10 protein-coding genes and 1 pseudogene are annotated in these 17,185 nt (G+C 57.9%); 4 read left to right on the top strand and 7 right to left on the bottom strand.

Annotated features, from left to right (window positions below; genetic code table 11):
• The coding region (locus XH80_RS20705; RefSeq protein ID WP_271600166.1) for a TlpA disulfide reductase family protein at positions 1–374 on the bottom strand (374 nt) is incomplete at its 3' end.
• Positions 375–731: 357 nt separating this feature from the next.
• Complete coding sequence (locus XH80_RS20700; RefSeq protein WP_333968839.1) at positions 732–932, bottom strand: hypothetical protein; 201 nt, start codon at positions 930–932, stop codon at positions 732–734.
• Between the two features lie 191 nt (positions 933–1,123).
• On the opposite strand from XH80_RS20700, the gene XH80_RS20695 reads away from it, so the two are divergent.
• On the top strand, positions 1,124–1,360 hold the full coding sequence (locus tag XH80_RS20695; protein ID WP_271600165.1) for a hypothetical protein: 237 nt from the start codon (positions 1,124–1,126) through the stop codon (positions 1,358–1,360).
• Positions 1,361–1,822: 462 nt separating this feature from the next.
• Here the strand turns inward: XH80_RS20695 and XH80_RS20690 are convergent, their stop codons facing one another.
• Positions 1,823–3,124, bottom strand: coding sequence for a DUF2235 domain-containing protein (locus tag XH80_RS20690; RefSeq protein ID WP_271600164.1), 1,302 nt, complete (start codon positions 3,122–3,124; stop codon positions 1,823–1,825).
• Positions 3,125–3,806: 682 nt separating this feature from the next.
• Here XH80_RS20690 and XH80_RS20685 point away from each other — a divergent pair.
• The 3 genes from XH80_RS20685 (at position 3,807) to XH80_RS20675 (ending at position 10,831) form a co-directional block, all read left to right on the top strand.
• Positions 3,807–7,028, top strand: coding sequence for a hypothetical protein (locus XH80_RS20685; RefSeq protein ID WP_271600163.1), 3,222 nt, complete (start codon positions 3,807–3,809; stop codon positions 7,026–7,028).
• Positions 7,029–7,227: 199 nt separating this feature from the next.
• Entirely contained in the window at positions 7,228–8,502 is a 1,275-nt protein-coding gene (locus XH80_RS20680; protein WP_271600162.1) for a hypothetical protein, read from the top strand.
• Between the two features lie 46 nt (positions 8,503–8,548).
• Positions 8,549–10,831 (top strand): di-heme-cytochrome C peroxidase, encoded by a 2,283-nt coding sequence (locus tag XH80_RS20675; protein ID WP_271600161.1) that lies wholly within the window; start codon positions 8,549–8,551, stop codon positions 10,829–10,831.
• 737 nt (positions 10,832–11,568) lie between these two features.
• On the opposite strand, the gene rpoN is transcribed toward XH80_RS20675, so the two are convergent.
• The 4 genes and pseudogenes from rpoN to XH80_RS20655 form a co-directional block, all read right to left on the bottom strand.
• Entirely contained in the window at positions 11,569–12,996 is a 1,428-nt protein-coding gene (gene rpoN / locus XH80_RS20670) for an RNA polymerase factor sigma-54 (protein ID WP_271600160.1), read from the bottom strand.
• Positions 12,997–13,464: 468 nt separating this feature from the next.
• A complete protein-coding gene (gene istB / locus XH80_RS20665; protein ID WP_271600159.1) occupies positions 13,465–14,226 on the bottom strand; it encodes an IS21-like element helper ATPase IstB in 762 nt (253 codons plus the stop codon).
• 16 nt (positions 14,227–14,242) lie between these two features.
• Positions 14,243–15,783: pseudogene (istA, locus tag XH80_RS20660) on the bottom strand (IS21 family transposase).
• A 475-nt stretch (positions 15,784–16,258) separates the two neighbouring features.
• A complete protein-coding gene (locus XH80_RS20655) occupies positions 16,259–17,044 on the bottom strand; it encodes a LuxR family transcriptional regulator (protein ID WP_271600158.1) in 786 nt (261 codons plus the stop codon).
• Between the last annotated feature and the right edge of the window lie 141 nt (positions 17,045–17,185).

Below are 17,185 nucleotides of genomic sequence, written 5' to 3'. Positions count from 1 at the left end.
ACGAACGAGGTGGGAATCCCGACAGAAAAGCTGGAGTCCATCCAAAGCTTGTTCATTTCGCCTGTGGAGTCGAACCCGATCCGATAGTTCAGGTTCGAGAACTTGTCGGTCAACCACGCGTCCAACGTTGTTCGGGCCTCGTCCGCCGTTGGAGCCTTTTCGGAAGCTGCGACGCCGAGCAGCTCAAGTCCGTTGTCTTTGTATTTCTCTTGCAGCTCTACTAGATGAGGCATGACTTCCGTACATGGTCCGCACCAAGTTGCCCAAAATTCGACGATATACACCTTCCCGGGCTGGAAGCTCGTGAGTGGCTCGCCTCGCAGCCAGTTCTCCACCTTGATCGGAGGAGCTGGGGACTCCATACGCAGCACCATGTTGTTCTCCAAAACTATTGCCACTCGTTGCGCGACTTTGTCCGCTAGCCAGTCTCTCTCAGAAACAGAGCACACGGGGTCAAGAGAAGCAGAGCATCACTCGTTTTGCGCATCTGGTGTGCGCTCAGCCCTCACTCCCTGCTTCTGCATACCAATAGCAACAGGCGGGCCATCTCGGTCGGCACGCCTCAAGCGCCTGACTACGCTTTGAAAATTTCAATGCGCCTCAAACGCAGCCAGTGTCTTGAACCTGACAAACTTTGTCCGGTGTCAGAAGTCGGACACGAAATCTTTGTGGGGGAGCGCTTGGTCATGCTAGCCGATCCGGCAAGACCTCGTGCGAGAACTGCCGCCGCCCTAACGCATCATGTAGCAATGGCCGATAGGATCGATTTCGCAAGGGAGGCGCGCTCCCGCTCCAGGGGTGACCAGCACGAACATTTGAATAGGTCTTCCCAACGCTTTCCGCGAGGCGATTGAGACGTCGACTTCGATGATGCCCTCTGAGCGGAGCCTCTTCAGCCGTCGTGACAGGGCGCTAGTAGAAAGCCCGGGCATTTCGCCGACCACCTCGGAAGTTAGGCGGTTGTTCTTTTTCGCAATCTCAACCGATGTGCGCGTCTACTCGATCCTATCGCATGATCAGATCTCGCCAAAGGTCAATGAATTCCGCTGTGGAATTCCTGTGCGATGCAGGAAATCGTCCAAACCTCAGGAAAGTGCGCCGCAAATAGATCCAGGACAAAAGTATGCTGAATGAAGATAACGAGCGTGGGGAAATCAAAACCATGGCAACCACCATGCTTTCAGACCCGCTGGCAATCCTTGCGGAGGACGTCAAGGAAGCCCTCCTGAGGCACTACTCCCTCGGGCAGCGCAAGGCCGCGGTTTCCATCAGCAAGACCACCAACGACTGCCCGATAATATCTGTTCTTCTGGAGGACGGGCAGAGGCTTCACCTCACCGTCGCGAGAGCCTGGTCATAATGGTCGTTCCACGATGGTATTAATCTCCGGTGCCCTTTTTCTTCGACGTGGCCGGCATCTATGCACCGCCGGTCAGAATGCGAGTCGCTACTTGCCTGGTCGATGCCGCGGCCGCGAGCAGCACCGCGCTCGCGTCGCCGGGCGCGGTCCGGTGAGCACCTCGACGCGAGGATCCATATCCGCGAGCATGATCCCCCACCAGTCGACGTAACCTGCAGCTTTCGACTTGCCGGCGCCGATAAATCGGCTGCATTGTTCTCGTTCAGCTGCTTTAGGTAACTGGCGAGAAAATTGTAAGTGCACCCGATTTTCCGCAAGAGCAACTCTGTGGAAAATTCAGTGCAACTACAGCGTTAGCGCTTCAAGTAGGTCATTTTAGCGGGTGTCACCAGCGCATGGCTAGAAACACAGCAGCAGTAGATGGTCACCGATCGGTGAGCGCCACCTTCGCCCCACACGAGCCTACGGGTCCGACGCAACAACACTAGGATCGTCAGCCCGCACGCTTGATTGAAACTGAGCGGGATCAACTTTCTTGCGCCACGCCCACTCTATGACGTTCGCCGGGCGATACGTTGGATCAGCTCGCCATCGCTTGAACACGTTTGCATCGATCGTCTCATTGACGTTGATGTGGGTGCCGTCTTCCCTAATATCCGGCTCCCTGCCGATGGTGCGATACAGGGGCGAAGTGAGCCACGCATAGAGACCAGAGCCAAAGGAGGCATACGAGTCGGCGATCGGCGCGGTAGCAGCCTCTCCATCGAGATCGACCTCCGACCGAAACGACAGTCCGTGTAATTCCGCCTTCTTCATCATCCAACGCAACGGCGCCTGGGCGAGAAGATCCGTCTGATAGCCGCCCCCAACGTTGGCATGAGCACCTACAAACCATCGCTGCTCAACACCGGAAAGCGGGCGCGGCTTAGCGATAACCGCGTTAGGATCTTTTGGGTGATGAACATCCCAAAGGGTGGGAGCGAAGTCGTTGCGGTGCTCATCGATTGCAAGAGCGTGATAGCCGTTTAAAATATGAATGCGCAATCCTGTCTGGAGATAATCGAATTGAGAACGGCTGATGCCGGGAATGTTCCCTGCCGCTAGGCCGACGGAGCCCACTGTATCCCACACGCCCATCACCTTTACTTGGGCTGACTCAGAGTATTTGAGGAGCCACTTTTCTTGCTCCGTCAGCTTGCTGGTGTCTCCAGTCGCTGCGATATCCTTCAATCGCCAAATACTCTCCTCATCGCCCTTCTTGTAGCGATCAAATAGCTCCGTCACCCCGATCGGAGAGCCGGCTTTCAGGACCCCATTGATGGCAACCAATCCAGCCAAAGCTCTGGCCGTGAAAGCGCCTCGGCTAAAGCCGAAAATAAAGATCTCGTCACCTTGGTTGTAGTTCTCGATGAGCCACTCGTAAGCCAGGCGAATATTCTCATCGAGTCCCTGACCGAAAACACCGCCCAAAAACCCATTAACCCCAACCTCATAGTAAACGAGTTGAGGTTTGCCATCCAACCCTTTGGCAGCGCAGAGAGCCCGCATCCGCCAGACGTTGGTATTACTGTCGACGCTGTTCCATGTCCCGTCGAGAAAGATCGCGAGGCGCTTTTGCTGCTGCTCTGCGCCTGCAAAGTTCGGCTGATTGCCACTCTTCTCTGCAGGACGACCGACGATCACTCCGATGGCGACAATGGCCACGATCGCGAGCAACAGCCCGATCGTGTGCCCGATGCGCTCAACCCACCGAAAAAACTTCACGGCAAGACTCCCGACGTCGGCCGCCCTCGGAGAGGAATCCGGCATGGACATGACTCAAAGAAGGCTGACGCACGTCCAATCGTGATGAGCATCGCCCCTGGAACCGCCGTCATTCGTCAGCGATGGCCTCGGCACGGGGTGCAACACACCGCGCTGGCCGAACTTCGCAGCTCTTCAGACTAGAGCAGCGGCAGCGTCGGCTTTTTGCGTTTTCACAGGGAGTCACGATGAACAAAAGCGTAGGAGCTTGTTTTCAAGCCGCATGACGTCGCTATCGAAGGCTATTCGTTCACAGCTTAGGCGCGGACACTCTCGCACCTGTGCCTTGCAAGCGCTCATTCTCCTGCAGGCAACGGTGCAGTTCGCATTAGCCTTCTCAGCCAACTCAGCGGGGACATGCGTCGGCAACGATTCGGCGAGCGATGCAAAGAAGTCGGAAGTCATTCGGAGGAAAACTCTGCGATCGCCGCCTACAAGATATCGACAAACCCGGAACACTCCTGTAGGGAGGTGCAAATATGAAACGCGCTACCTAAGAGCGTGACCGTAATTCAGTCTGTTTCAAGTAGCCCGTATGCTTGGGGCTCAACGCTTTAAATGCGAGCTGGCGCGAATGCCTGGTACCCGAGCCTATTTCAGTGGCTTGCCAGCGACCTCCGTAAATATGTGAGGAAATCACGCGATGACTGTGCGCGAGCAGCTGTTTACTTTGTTGCGCAACCTTCGATGGATAATTGTTCTGTCAGTAGCTATCTCGGTGTTGCTCTACCTGCCAGATCAGATCCAGGAGCTCTACCGGATAGCCGCCGACGACCTTGGTTGGGTGACGTTCAAGGAGTTCGCTGCCTTGGGCGTGATTGCCATAGCGATTTGGACAAGTGCGTTTCAGCTCACAACTGCGTCCCTGCCGCAAATCCCCAGGCCTTCGGGGCGCCTGGCTTTCTATATTAGACTGGCTCCCGTCCTGCTTGGGGCACTACCGATCATCGCCGCCACAGCCGGCCAATTCGCCTCGCGGCCGGCGCGAAAAATTGGCGAGGTTGAGGAAGTCGGCAGTATCTTCCGCATTCAGGACCAGGCGCTCGCATTCGAGCGGAACATGCTGTTCATCCTCGCGATCGCCATGCTGGTCATGCTTGTCTGTTTCGTGGCATTTACTTGGCGAATAGGATCAAGAGATCGCTCGATTGATTTGGCGAGCCGCGCCAACAACGCTTACTTCATCCGCTATCGGTTTCTCGCACTCTCAATCGGCGGCATCGTGCTGTTGACAGCAGCATTCCTCATGCTGCCCGATAGGCTCGCACAATTTCTCGGATCGTTCGGCGTGATCGCTCTCTTTGCGGTGTGTGTCATTGGTCTCACGGTCCATTTTGCTCTCTTGACGATCCGATTTGCGTTTCCGTTTATTCCGGTTGTCTTTGGCGGCTTGTTTCTGCTTGCCTCCTTGTTGGCAGGTGACGACCACGAACTGCGCACGGTCTCTGAAGCAAATAGCCAGCCAGAAAGGCCGCGCATGTCTGCAGCCGCCGCATTCCGCGAGTGGCTTTTACAAAAACCGCGAGTGGAGGAAGCCAAGAGGCTCGGCGAATATCCCGTCTTCATTGTGGCGGCTCAAGGCGGAGGGATCTATGCCGCCAACAATGCGGCGCGGTTTCTCGCGCGGATGCAGGATCTCTGTCCGGCATTTCGCCAACATCTGTTTGCGATAAGCGGAGTGTCCGGAGGCAGCGTCGGTTCGGCAATTTTCGCCGCTGCGCTCCACGCCGAGAATGCGTCTCTTGATTCGAATGCCCTCGACGCAAAGACCTGCCCCAAAATCGCGGATTTCCTGGCTGGGGTTGGACGGGTCCAAGATATTGATGCTCCTGGGCCGGTCGAGCAGCGCGTTGCAGGCGTCCTGGCAACCGATTTTCTGTCGCCTTTGGTTGCCGGCTTTTTGTTTACTGATTTCACGCAGATGTTTTCACCGTTCGCGATCCCGGCCTTCGATCGCGCGCGCTTTCTCGAATACACTTTGGAGAACGCCGGTGACAGAGCCTTCGGCAGTAACAAGGGCAGCGGCAATCAATCCAATCTGCTAAGGGCTGATTTCCAGTCCCATTGGACGCCCGACAACAACATGCCGGCCCTGTTGTTCAACACGACGGATGCCGGCAGCGGCAAACGGGCGGTCATCTCTCCCTTTGACTTCGATCCGCTGCATCCTAAAGACACGGACCTCTGTGTTCTTGCAGCGCTTGAACGTGCGGGCACTGGGACGGACCAAACGGTCAAGAGCCACTCGCTGCGTATCCCGCTCAGCACGGCCGCTTTTACGAGCGCACGTTTTCCGTGGGTGACGCCGGCGGCGACCGTCTCAGTCAAAAACGACTGCATAACCTCTCATCCGCAGGCTCGCTTGGTGGACGGCGGATATGTGGAGAACTCCGGGATTGAGACTGCGCTCGACTTGGTTGAAAAGCTTAACGCCATCAAGGGCACCTCCGATGCGCCGAAATTCAGGATTTACCTGCTGTCTCTCGTCAGCGGACAGTTCGGTGACCATGGTTCATTCATGTTCGGCGAGCTCATGGAGCCCGTACGCGCGCTTCTGAGCACGCGAACCTCCCGAACCTATGTCGCTCTCAATCATGCAGCGAGCATTGACCGTCGGCCCGACGCCGAAGTGACGCCCAGTGTTCAGCGCTTTCCAACGTTCGGCCGCACGGACATCACGGGTTTGTTTTATAGCCTTCCACTCGGCTGGACGTTGTCCCAGAAAACTGAGGATATCATCTCATTGAGTAGCGGGCGCTTTTGGGACTGCGTGCCGAAGGACGACTTCGATCAGTCCCGAGAAAGGCAGAGCAATGCAGATTGTCTGCAGGTGAAGCTGTTCCATCTTCTGAATGGATCGGTCGTGACCGCATTTGAAACGCTGAAGGATGCTAAACTTGCACGGGCTGCCTACGCCGACGAGCTGGCGAAGGAATATCAACCAACTCCAAAGATCAAGCCGCAGCCATTACTTGCTTGTTATGAGAGCAATTGGTTGCAACAGCGCGGTTATGAGGAATATCAGGAAAACGTCGCCGCCTACGAGCACCAACTGAATGAATCGAGCAAAGATCATTCGCAGGCGCCTTCACCGGTTCCGCCATATCGCAAGAGCTATATGGCCTACTATCAGGCCGAGCAGGTCAAAGCCTTGTTGCAGGAATGGGATCGCGTCGAGGAAACGGATCCCCGTATCCTCGCCTATATTCTCGGATCCGTCTCTTACGACAGCGCCGATTTTACTCGCAGCAGCGAGAACTTTTCTTACAGCGCGGTTTCTCAACTCCCGCAGAAATGGCGCGATCGCATTGACAAAAATAACTCAAGGCTTCTGGCCGCAAACAAGCCCGCGGTCGACGTGACCTCTTTGCTCAATCATCCCAAGGAACTGGCCAATTTCGTGCTCGCTTACGACGACAACGACTTTGGCAACCAGCCCGGAACGGACGACGGCTGGGTGTTTCGCCCGCGAGGAATGTATCAATTGGTCGGCCGTGAGCAGTACCAGGAAGCGCAGGATCAGATGCAGCAGCTGGGCGAACTGCAAGGTCTTGATCTGCTAACGCTACCCGACGCGCTATGGGATGCGAAGATCTCCGCCAAGGTCACTTTCGCTCACTTCCGGTTGCACCGGTATAGGGACGACCGGTTATCTCCGCCGAACAACCGCCGAACGCTGTTCGAATTGCTCAAGAATCGTACGAGCGACTGGACAGCCGTGCGCGCGTTGCAAACGGATATGGCGCATGCAGCCGACCGCGCGCAGATCAATGCACGCAGTGAGATGTTCCTCGGCTGTATCGGGGAGGCGTTGCATCCGACGAAACTCAAGACCTTGCAAAGCCAATTCTACGGCGAGGAATGAAGGGGTTGATCCGGTCGCCGCATTGCCTTGGCGAGGCGCGCAGCGGCGTGATTGTTCGACAGCAGATGTTTAAAATTTTGGTCTTACAAGGGGATTTCCAATGATTGCGAGGGGTCAAATCAACGGATCATTGTTTCCGCGACGGCTTGCGAGCTTGTTAGCGGCGGGCGTGATGTTCGCCGCAGTTTTGGAGGTAGGAATGGCTCCAACGCAAGCGGCGTCGAGGCCGCTTGCGCCCAATGATGTGTCCATTCTCTTTCCTCCACCGAAGTCGGCGGCCGACCTCGCCAACCTGATCGCCGTGTCCGAGCTTGCGGGCCCTTCGGGATCGCCGCAGCGGCTGTTTTCCGACGCGGATTTCGCGCGCTTTATCGCCAATGCCGAAAGTCCGGAGCATCCGAGCGTGCCGGAGTCCGGTGCACGGCACATTCAGTTTCCCGATGAAGTGAAAAAGATCAACGCCTGGTTTGTGGCAGGCATCCGGATCGATCCGGGCGCACCGGGATTGTCGCCGGAGATCATCGCGAAATTTGGCCGCCAACCGCAAATCCGCCTGATTATTCAGCCAGTAACCAATGGGCCAAGCGGCTTCAAGGTTCATGACACTGCGGGTCACCTTATCTTCAGCTTCACGCTCGATGCGGATCCGCCTCTGGACGGCTGCGCGCCGTTCCCACGATTCAAACCCGACGACGAAGCATTCAAGGCAGTCGTTCGTGACGTCGCGACCTTGCGCGATGAGCTTGGAGCCGGACATTTTGGCAATGTCAAAGTCTCGACTTCCGGTGATCTAAATGTGCATCCGGGTCTTGTAGGGGCATCGGCGAAGGCGTTTCGCAATGCGATCAAGGCCTTGCTTGAGAAGCATCTCTCACCGCAGCGCCTCAACACCATGGCCGTGATGGGCATCGCACCGCCCGAACCGTGGATTTTCGTATCGATGTTGAGGGTCCCGCAAGCGGGCTTGATAGCAGTCCCCGGTCCGACGCTGGATGGCATGCACGCCGCACAGATGTTCAGCATGATCGGCGAAAGGCACGTGGTCCCGCAACCGGTCACGAACAATCAAAATCCGGTCACCTGTCGACACGCGGCATTGCAGAATCCGCCCTTGCCTCAAGCAGATCGTAAGGGTGTTTCGACCTCCGAGTTCATCGATGGTAACGTGCCCAAGAGCCGCGTCATCGAGATCGTCGATACCATTGCCGATCCAAAGAAGAGCCATTTCTTCAATACCGATTGCGTGAGCTGTCACACTGAGACGGCACAGCCACTCGCCAGGAAAATTCAAAATTTCGCAGTGCCTGGCGTGAACCGTGCGGTCTGGCCCAAAGAAGACTGGAATCTCCGCAACTTCGGTTGGTTTCCATCCTTTTTGCACGGCGGCCCGGCCGCAGCGACGATAACCAAGCGCGCGGCTGCGGAGACCGCCGACGTGGTCGCCTTCATCAATAGCCAATTGCTGAACAAGTAACAGACGCCGTCGCCGTTTCCGGTAGCCTGCCGAGCCGGCTGGACGCATGAAAAAGATCGATGGAGTCTTTGCTATGGGGAGACCTTCTTTTGGCTCTCGTCTTTATTCCTGGTTGATGCGCTGGCCTCATATCAACAGCCTGGTATTAGCAATCGTCGTTGTCGTGATCGTGGGGGCCGGCCTGGTGTATTTCGCCCCGGAGAAGGTTCGCGACGCAGCCCTTAAAATCAAGAACGATGCCAATCTGGTCGCTCAACTACTGCCTGCGACCCTACCCCAGCCATCAAAAATCGAAAGCGCTTATTGGCTGCCGCAAAATTGGAGCTCCGGCCAGCGTTACTGGTTTCACCACACATCGCAGGGGACAGCGACCATCCCCGTCCCTTATCAGTGGTTTTTGGCCCTGGAACGCCCGGAGCTGTCCTTCTCTTACACGAGCTTAACGGACGAGAACTACCTGCGCCGCCTCGGCTTCATTCCGAGTCCCAGCTCAAAGGACTTCGCCGGCAATGCGGCCGCCTACGGTTATCACGACGATGCGCTGAATGGGGACACATCCAACCCCGATTGGACTCCAAGCGCGCCCGAGAACCCGAATGCGTTGCCGGTCGGCTTTGCCATCCTCAAGGGCGGCGTCGATCCGACGACTGGCGCCCCGTATGAAGATCAGATTGGGCTAACCTGCGCCGCCTGTCATACAGGTCACCTCGAATACAAGAGTGTCAGCATCCGGTTCGACGGCGGGCCGGCGATGATCAATCTGGGCGAGGTAGAAAGAGCAATCGGGCTGTCGATTGGCTACACGCTGATCTTGCCATGGCGTTTCGAGCGTTTCGCCAGCAAGCTGGAGCAGATCAAAGGGCGGAGCGTTGATCGAAAGCAGCTGCGAAGCGATCTTGAGCTAGCACTTCAGAAGATCAAGAACCAAAAGGCAGAGACCGACAGACTTTTGACGGGACAGGGAGTGACGGACCTCGATGAAGGGTTCGGTCGACTTGATGCGCTGAACCGGATCGGGAACCAGGTTTTCTATAGCAATCTACTCGATCCCGTAACCGGCGTACTCAGGGACCCGCTCCTCAAGGGCAACTTTGCGCGCCATGATGCCCCCGTGAGCTTTCCACCGATCTGGGACACGCCGTATTTCCTTTGGGCACAGTATGACGCTTCTGTTCTCAACGAACTCGTTCGGAATGCAGGCGAAGCGCTCGGCGTCAGCGCAAAAATCAATATGACCGCTGCCGCTTCCGAACGACCGCTTTTTGCGTCCTCTGTACATCTCTCCGACATCGCGCGGTTCGAAGAGCTTCTGCGCGGCACCGATCCCTTTTCGTCCGAAGATGGAGGAGGCAGAAAATTCACCGGGCTCGTAGCCCCCCGATGGAAGCACGCGCAGGAGAAATTCCGCGGTGACCAGGCCTGGGCGATCGATGAAAAGCTCGTTGAACAAGGTCGCCATCTTTATCGTGCCCACTGCTTTGAATGCCACCGAGGCCCGGTGAACGATGCTGCCTTCGACAAAAAGTGGCCGGAAGGCTCGTTCTGGCGCGCAGAGAACCCCGATCGCTCAGCCATGAACGAGAAGAATTGGGTAGAGATTGGCGGACGGCACTATTTTAATGTCGTCCAGATGCCGGTCTCGGCGATCGGTACCGACCGCCAACAATCTCACGTCCTCACCACGCGGCGCGTTCACTTACCCGAGTCACTCGGATTGAATCCTGCAGATGACCTCAACAAAGTCGGAGGTTGCGGCCTTCTAGCCGATAATGGAACAGATCCTCTGTTTGTACTCGCGCTCATGGACGTGGTCGGCAAAACGATCGACCAATGGGTCATTGCGAACGGCGCTTCTGAAGAAACCAAGCGACAAATGTGGGGGCCGAGGAAGAACTGCCAAAACCAGCGAGTCTATGTCGGGGCGCGTGCGAGCCGCAATGGCAAGGACGAAGTCGTTGTCGCCCTCGAGCCTCAGTACCGGGCGCGCCCGTTGGACGGTGTTTGGGCAACGGCTCCTTATCTGCACAATGGGTCCGTTCCGACACTCAGAGACATGTTGGTGCCGCAAGCCAAACGGCCGACGTCGTTTTGCGTCGGCAGTCGTGCGTTCGATCCGGTCAATGTTGGGCTTGTCACGAAAGCACAGGTGACCGACAGCTGTGCGGCCGGCCTGACGAACTTCGATGTGTCGCTGCTTGGGAACAGCAATCGGGGGCATTCGTTCGAGGGCAAGGAAACCGACTTGAGGAAGCTGCCGCCTGGCGTCATAGGACCAGAATTGACCAACGCCGAGCGGCGAGCGCTTGTCGAATATCTCAAGACCTTATGAGCGATTATCGCGTCAGCCGCCGACCTGTGTGTGTCGGCATTGCTACGTTGGACCTTCTGCCGAATTCCGACGCGCCGCGTCAGAAGACGCGCCATTCGGCAGATCCGTCCATGCTCAGCCGACGGGCATGGCATCGCGCCTGCCGAGGCCTCGTCGATCGTCTTGAAGCCGCCATGAGCTCGCCGGTCCTGAGCAGAACCCTTTGGCGCAAAGCTGGCGATCCGGCCGGACCTCCGCCTGGTGATGCCGGCCGCGGCTGACAATTGTGCCTGGACAAGCTGTGGCCGACCGTCATGCCGTAGAAAACGTGCAACGCACAGAGGGTCTGGTTGAGGATCGGCTTAGAAATCCTCGTCACCACAAGGTCGACCTAGAACGCTTGATATCCTCGAAGCGGGCGATCGGCGAAAATATCGGCTAAATTCGATACTGCGCTGAGATATCATAGGTTGCGTCCTCCGCGACAAATTGCGACCGTCATGTCCTCGATCATGCGGCGGCGGAGAGGTCTCTCATCTGGGCCATCAGAAAACCTCCTGTCTGAAGGGTTCGGTTCTGAGAACGTAGATCCTCTCGGACGGCGTCAGGCCTTTACTACCAAATGCCGCACCAGCAGCATCGTTCAATCACCAATCACCAGATCTCGCTCCAAAGGTCCGCTTCCAGGTAAATACAAGGGGTCGCTTCTGGATTCCAAATCGAGGGCTGGGAGTTTCTTCGCCGAGGCCAGCCCCGCCCTATTCTCGGCGGTTGATCGTTGACCACTCATTGTCGCGGCGGCGTTGCACCGAGGAGGGAATACCCATGCCTTCGCGGTACTTCGCGACCGTGCGGCGCGCAATATCAACGCCTAAGGCGCGCAACCGTTCCACGATGGTGTCGTCCGACAGGACCGCGGAGGGCTCCTCCGCATCGATCAACTGCTTAATGTGATGACGCACGGCTTCGGCCGAATGCGCCTCGCCGCCGTCGGCCGAGGCGATCGAGGCCGTGAAGAAATATTTCAACTCGAATGTACCGCGATTTGTCGCCATGTACTTGTTGGCGGTGACGCGCGAAACCGTGGATTCATGCATCTGGATGGCTTCGGCGACGGCCTTCAGGTTCAGCGGCCGCAAATGCGCGACGCCGTGGGTGAAGAAGCCGTCCTGTTGGCGCACGATTTCCGTTGCAACCTTTAGGATGGTGCGGGCTCGCTGGTCGAGCGCGCGCACCAGCCAGGTGGCGTTCTGCAGCGCATCGGTGAAGTAAGACTTGTCGGTCTTGCCGATCTTCTTCGACAGCTCGGAATAGTAGGTCTGGTTGATCAGCACGCGCGGCAAGGTGTCGCTGTTGAGCTCGACATGCCAGCCACCATCGCGGTCCGGACGGACATAGACGTCGGGCACCATGGTCTGCAAACGGGCCGAGCCGAACTTCATGCCGGGCTTGGGATTGAGCCGGCGGATCTCGCCGATCATGTCGGTGATGTCCTCATCGTCGACGCCGCAGAGCTCTCGCAAAGATGCGATGTCGCGCTTGGCGAGGAGATCGAGATGCTCGACCAGGGCCTGCATCGCCGGATCGTAGCGGTCGAGCTCGCGGAGCTGGATCGCGAGGCACTCGCTCAAGGACCGTGCACAGACGCCGGGCGGATCGAATTTTTGCAGCACGGTGAGAACGTCCTCGACGTCCTTTTGCGTTGCGCCAAGCCGCTCGGCGGCCTGGCCGAGATCGGGCGGCAGATAACCGGCTTCGTCGACGAGGTCGATCAGGTATTGGCCGATCATGCGCTGCGCCGCGCCGGTGAAGGCGACCGAGAGCTGCTCGGCGAGATGGTCCGACAATGTTGTCTCGGCCGCGACAAAAGCTTCAAGATTGTAGTCTTCATCACCCGAGGCGCCGCCGCCCCATTCGGTATAGGTGGTCGGCGCCGCGTCCTGGGCGTTGCGCGCTTGGGAGTCCGCCAGCTGTTCGCCGCTGACCTGATCGACCTCAGTCGGGGCTTCGTCGCCAGCTGCAGCTTCACTGGCTCGCTCGAGCAGCGGATTGCACTCGAGCTCCTCCTCCACGAAGGTCATAAGGTCGAGATTGGATAATTGTAGCAGCTTGATAGCCTGCATCAGCTGCGGCGACATGACCAACGACTGCGATTGCCGAAACTCTAGTCTTTGCGTGAGCGCCATGAAAGCAAGAACCGTTACTGAAGTTGGTCCGCGTTTTGCTCATCTAGTCAGGAGTTGATCCACGCGCTTTGATGTCGCGCAAAACAGATGCAAGTTGAGAATTCTGATGAGGGCAGCGGACAATTGGACGGCAGCAAACTTGTCGGAATTCCCTCGTCAAGTCCCATTGTGCGCGAGACTAGGAAATAGAGATTAGGATCCTTCAACCCGTCCATCGCGTTGAGCAGCCTGTTAACAACACTTGCTCGCAAGAACCTATTGCATCGCGATTCTCGCCAATCAAATTGACATCCTCGATCTGAGACGCAGGGAATTTCGCATCAATCTTGCGAGGATCGCGTGCTTGATATGACAAAGCATGCGATTTAGCTGCATATTTCACTGATGGTGAGCATCGATTTCGCGCGATTATGAGCGCTGAATTCAGACGATCGTGAGCAGCCCGCTTCGGCCGAGGCGGTGATAGAGTCAGCGTTCTGGCTGCTCGTCAAGGGTGATGGATTTGGCGTTGCGTTTTCGCATGCTTTCGCCGGCAAGCTGGAGGCGGTGAGCGTTATGGACGAGGCGGTCTAGGACGGCGTCGGCGTAGGTTGGGTCTCCGATAACTTCGTGCCATGTGTCCACAGGGAGTTGGCTGGTTACGATGGTGGAGGCGCGGCCATGGCGGTCCTCGAGGACTTCCAGTAGATCGCGCCGCTCGGCGACGGTGAGCACCGACAGTCCCCAATCGTCCAAAATCAGAAGCTGGGCGCGGCCGATGGTTTTGAGCAAGCGGGCATAACGTCCATCGCCCCGCGCGAGCGCCAATGCCTCGAACAATCTTGGGACGCGATGATAGAGAACCGAGCGATTGTCGCGGCAGGCCTTGTGACCGAGGGCACAGGCTAGCCAACTTTTGCCCAATCCGGTCGCTCCGGTTACGAGCAAATTCTCGTGGCGATCGATCCAGTCGCCGCTGACGAGCTTCGCGAAGACGGCCCGGTCGATACCCCGCGGCGTGCGCAAATCGACGTCCTCCACGCAGGCATTCTGGCGGAGCGCGGCCAGCTTGAGGCGTGTGGTCAGCCGCCTGGTGTCGCGTTCCGCGGCTTCCCGGTCGACTAGCAGGCCGATACGATCTTCGAACGGCAAGGCTTCGAGATCAGGCGATCGTCGCTGCTCCTCGAAGGCCTTGGCCATGCCGCTCAAGCCGAGCTCGATCAGGCGTTCGTGGGTGGGATGGTTGAGCATACAGGTCTCCTTGGCTTCAGTGGAAATAATCCCGGCCGCGGATGTTGCCGTGGCGCAGGGGTTGGTGTTCGGAGGGCTCGACCGAAAGGTGCGATCCAGGCCGTTCTGGAGGATGGAGCGGATCGAGGCGACGGATCGCGCCTTGATCAGAATGCCGCGCCGGCAGGCCGCGTCGACGCGCTCGGCGCTGTAGCTTTTAGCCAGCGACAGAATGCCGAGGCAGGTGCGAAAGCCTTGCTCGGGATGCGGCCGGGCCGCGATCACGGCCTGGAAGAAGGCGGCGGTCGACGGACCGATCCGCTCGCCGGCGGCGATCACTCTGGCGGGCGTCCATTGGCCGTAGCGCCGATGGGCGCTGGGCATGTGGTCGGTGATGGTGGTGTGGCCCCGCCGGTTGGGCGCGCGGGCGTGGCTGGCGATCCTGCGGCCGTTGTGGAAGATCTCGACCGTTCTATCGTCGATGCGCGCATCGACGAGCTCACGGATGAGCCGATACGGCGCGGAATACCAGTGTCCGTCGATCTCGATATGATAGTCGGGGCCGACCCGGCATCGCTTCCAGCGCGCGAACGCGTAAGCCTGGTCCGGCAGCTTTGTGAGCTTGGGCTTGTCGAGCTCGGCAAATAGTTCGGCGCGGCTGGCGCCAAAGTCGCGCATCTGTCGCGCATTGAGTTCGACGACGAGTATTTTGATGGCTGCGTTCAGCTCCGCCAACGAAAAGAAGCGCTGGTTGCGCAGCCGCGCCAGAATCCATCTCTGAGCGACTTGCACCGCAACTTCGACCTTTGCCTTATCCTTTGGGCGCCGCGGCCGGGCTGCGAGAATGGCCGTGCCGTAATGGCTCGCCATCTCGGCATAGGTTCGGTTGAGGCCGGGATCGTGGCGGTCCGGATTGGTGACAGCGGCCTTGAGATTGTCGCACACCACGAATGTTGGCGCGCCGCCGAGGAAGGCGAAAAGGTTGATGTGGACTCGGATCCAGTCGGCGAGCCCCTCGCTTGGGCAGGCCTCGGCGTACGTATAGTCGGAGGCGCCCATTGCCGCGACGAACAGCTTCATCGACTGCACCTCCCCACTTGAGGGATCGATGACGTCGATAGTGTCGCCGGCGAAATCCACGAAAACCTTCTCGCCACCCAGATGGGTCTGCCGCATCGAAGGCCGGGCTCGCCCCTTCCAGGCCTCGTAGGTCGTGCAGAACCAGGTGTAGCCGAATCCATCAGGATGGGTGCCGCGATACTCGTCCCACAGCAGCCGGCGGGTCACGTTGCGACGGCGCAGCTCCTTGTCGACATAGCCCCAGTCGGGAATGGGCCGCTGGGGGCTCTGCGACGCAGGCCTCGGCGCAGGGAAAAGCAACAGCTCCAGGTCCTCGTCGGTCATTCCGGCCGGCAATGGCCAGTTCAGCCCGGCGGCCCCGGCTCGGCGCAGATAGCTGTGCGCGGCACCGTTGCTGATGCCCAGGGTGCGCGCGATGGCTCGCTCCGGCAAGCCTTGAACATGTTTTAAGCGGAGAACCTCTTTGATCCGGCGCATCGACAATCTCTGGGTGGGCATCGGCCTTCCTCGTTCACTGACGAGGCAGTTCCTAAGCCGGTTGAGTTGTCGGCCGAAGCGGACTGAGCCGTTGAAAAGTTGCTCACGATCCCGCGAAATCCGTGCTCACGATCGTCTGAAATCTCTGCTCACGATCCCCTGAAATCCGTGCTCACGATCCCGCGAAACATGCAATTTAGCGCCGGAGCCGTGCATCGTCCGTAGGTGGAAATCCAACCTCTGAGAGGCGGACTGGTTCTGGCGACGAGACTTGCATGCAACGCGACGCCCCAAGGCTAACACCAGGCACTGCTGAGAGACATCGCATACGCGCGCCTGATGCGCTTGCCCGCCTAGTTATCTGGTCTGAGCCGCTTCCGTTGCGGTGCATCGTTGAACCCAGTCGAGATCGGATGTCCCGCTCCGCGGTAGATGAATGGGAACAGCAGAGCCCGCCCGGGAACAGGGCCTTTCGCTTTTTTAAACGCGCATGGAATTAAATGATGCGGCGTCGGGTTGCTATAGCGACAGCATTTGTCCGGTTCGCCGCCCCTAGCTTTCTGATGACGTTCTTCATGTGAAAATTGACGGTATTCTGGCTGACCTCAACAAGTTGCCCGATTACCCAGGCTGACTTCCCCTCCCCGACCCAGTATAGGCACTCTGTTTCTCGCTCTGTTAGCGGAATGTCTGTCTTGGACTCTTCATCAAGCGGCGGTGTAATCTGCGCGACAGCGTTGTGAAACGCCGACGCCAATGTCGTCAGATGAGCCATGCGATCCCGTGGATCGGCATCATCGAAGGGAGATGCAAACGATACGAAAGCCAATCGGCCTTGCGATCCAAATAGTGGCACGCTTATGCCATGCTTAAGACCTGCTTCTCTGGCCTCGTGCAAGACGCGCAGCTCACGGGGCTGCAGTTCATATCGACTGGTTAGCTCATCCCAAAGAAAGGGGCTTGGCAGCATTGCTGTCCGCCGGACCACCGGGTCGATCGCTCGATACTCCTGCTCAGCATAGCGTTGGCACCAATCTGACGGGAAGTTTATAGTTGGCGGGGGCGGCAGATACTCCGGCAGACGACGCTCATTCGAGCGGGTGAGTGCTCCGTACGCGACTTTATCGAAGCCTTCATTGCTCGAGCAATTCACAAGAAGATCGAACAGCGCTTTGATTGACTTTGTCTGTATGGCGCATTCGACGAAGCTGAATAGGTCGGGACCGCGGCTTTCCCGGCCCCTTAAAGAGATTGGCATTTTGCCGTGCGATTGGTCATCCATTTCTATTTCCATTTTGCTTACACAGTTGGAGTCCGCTTGTTTCAGCTGAACGCTCGCGCGCGAAGGAAAGCGCCGGGCCCGAAATGTTTGACCAGGTCCTAGCTCGCGCAGAGTAAATAGCTGAAGCAAACCGACGTGCGC

The sequence above is a fragment of the Bradyrhizobium sp. CCBAU 45384 genome (genome assembly GCF_028128665.1).
Taxonomy (GTDB): Bacteria; Pseudomonadota; Alphaproteobacteria; order Rhizobiales; family Xanthobacteraceae; genus Bradyrhizobium; species Bradyrhizobium manausense.
Note: the sequence above shows the minus strand (reverse complement) of the source record. Positions and strands in the feature narration are given on the sequence as shown.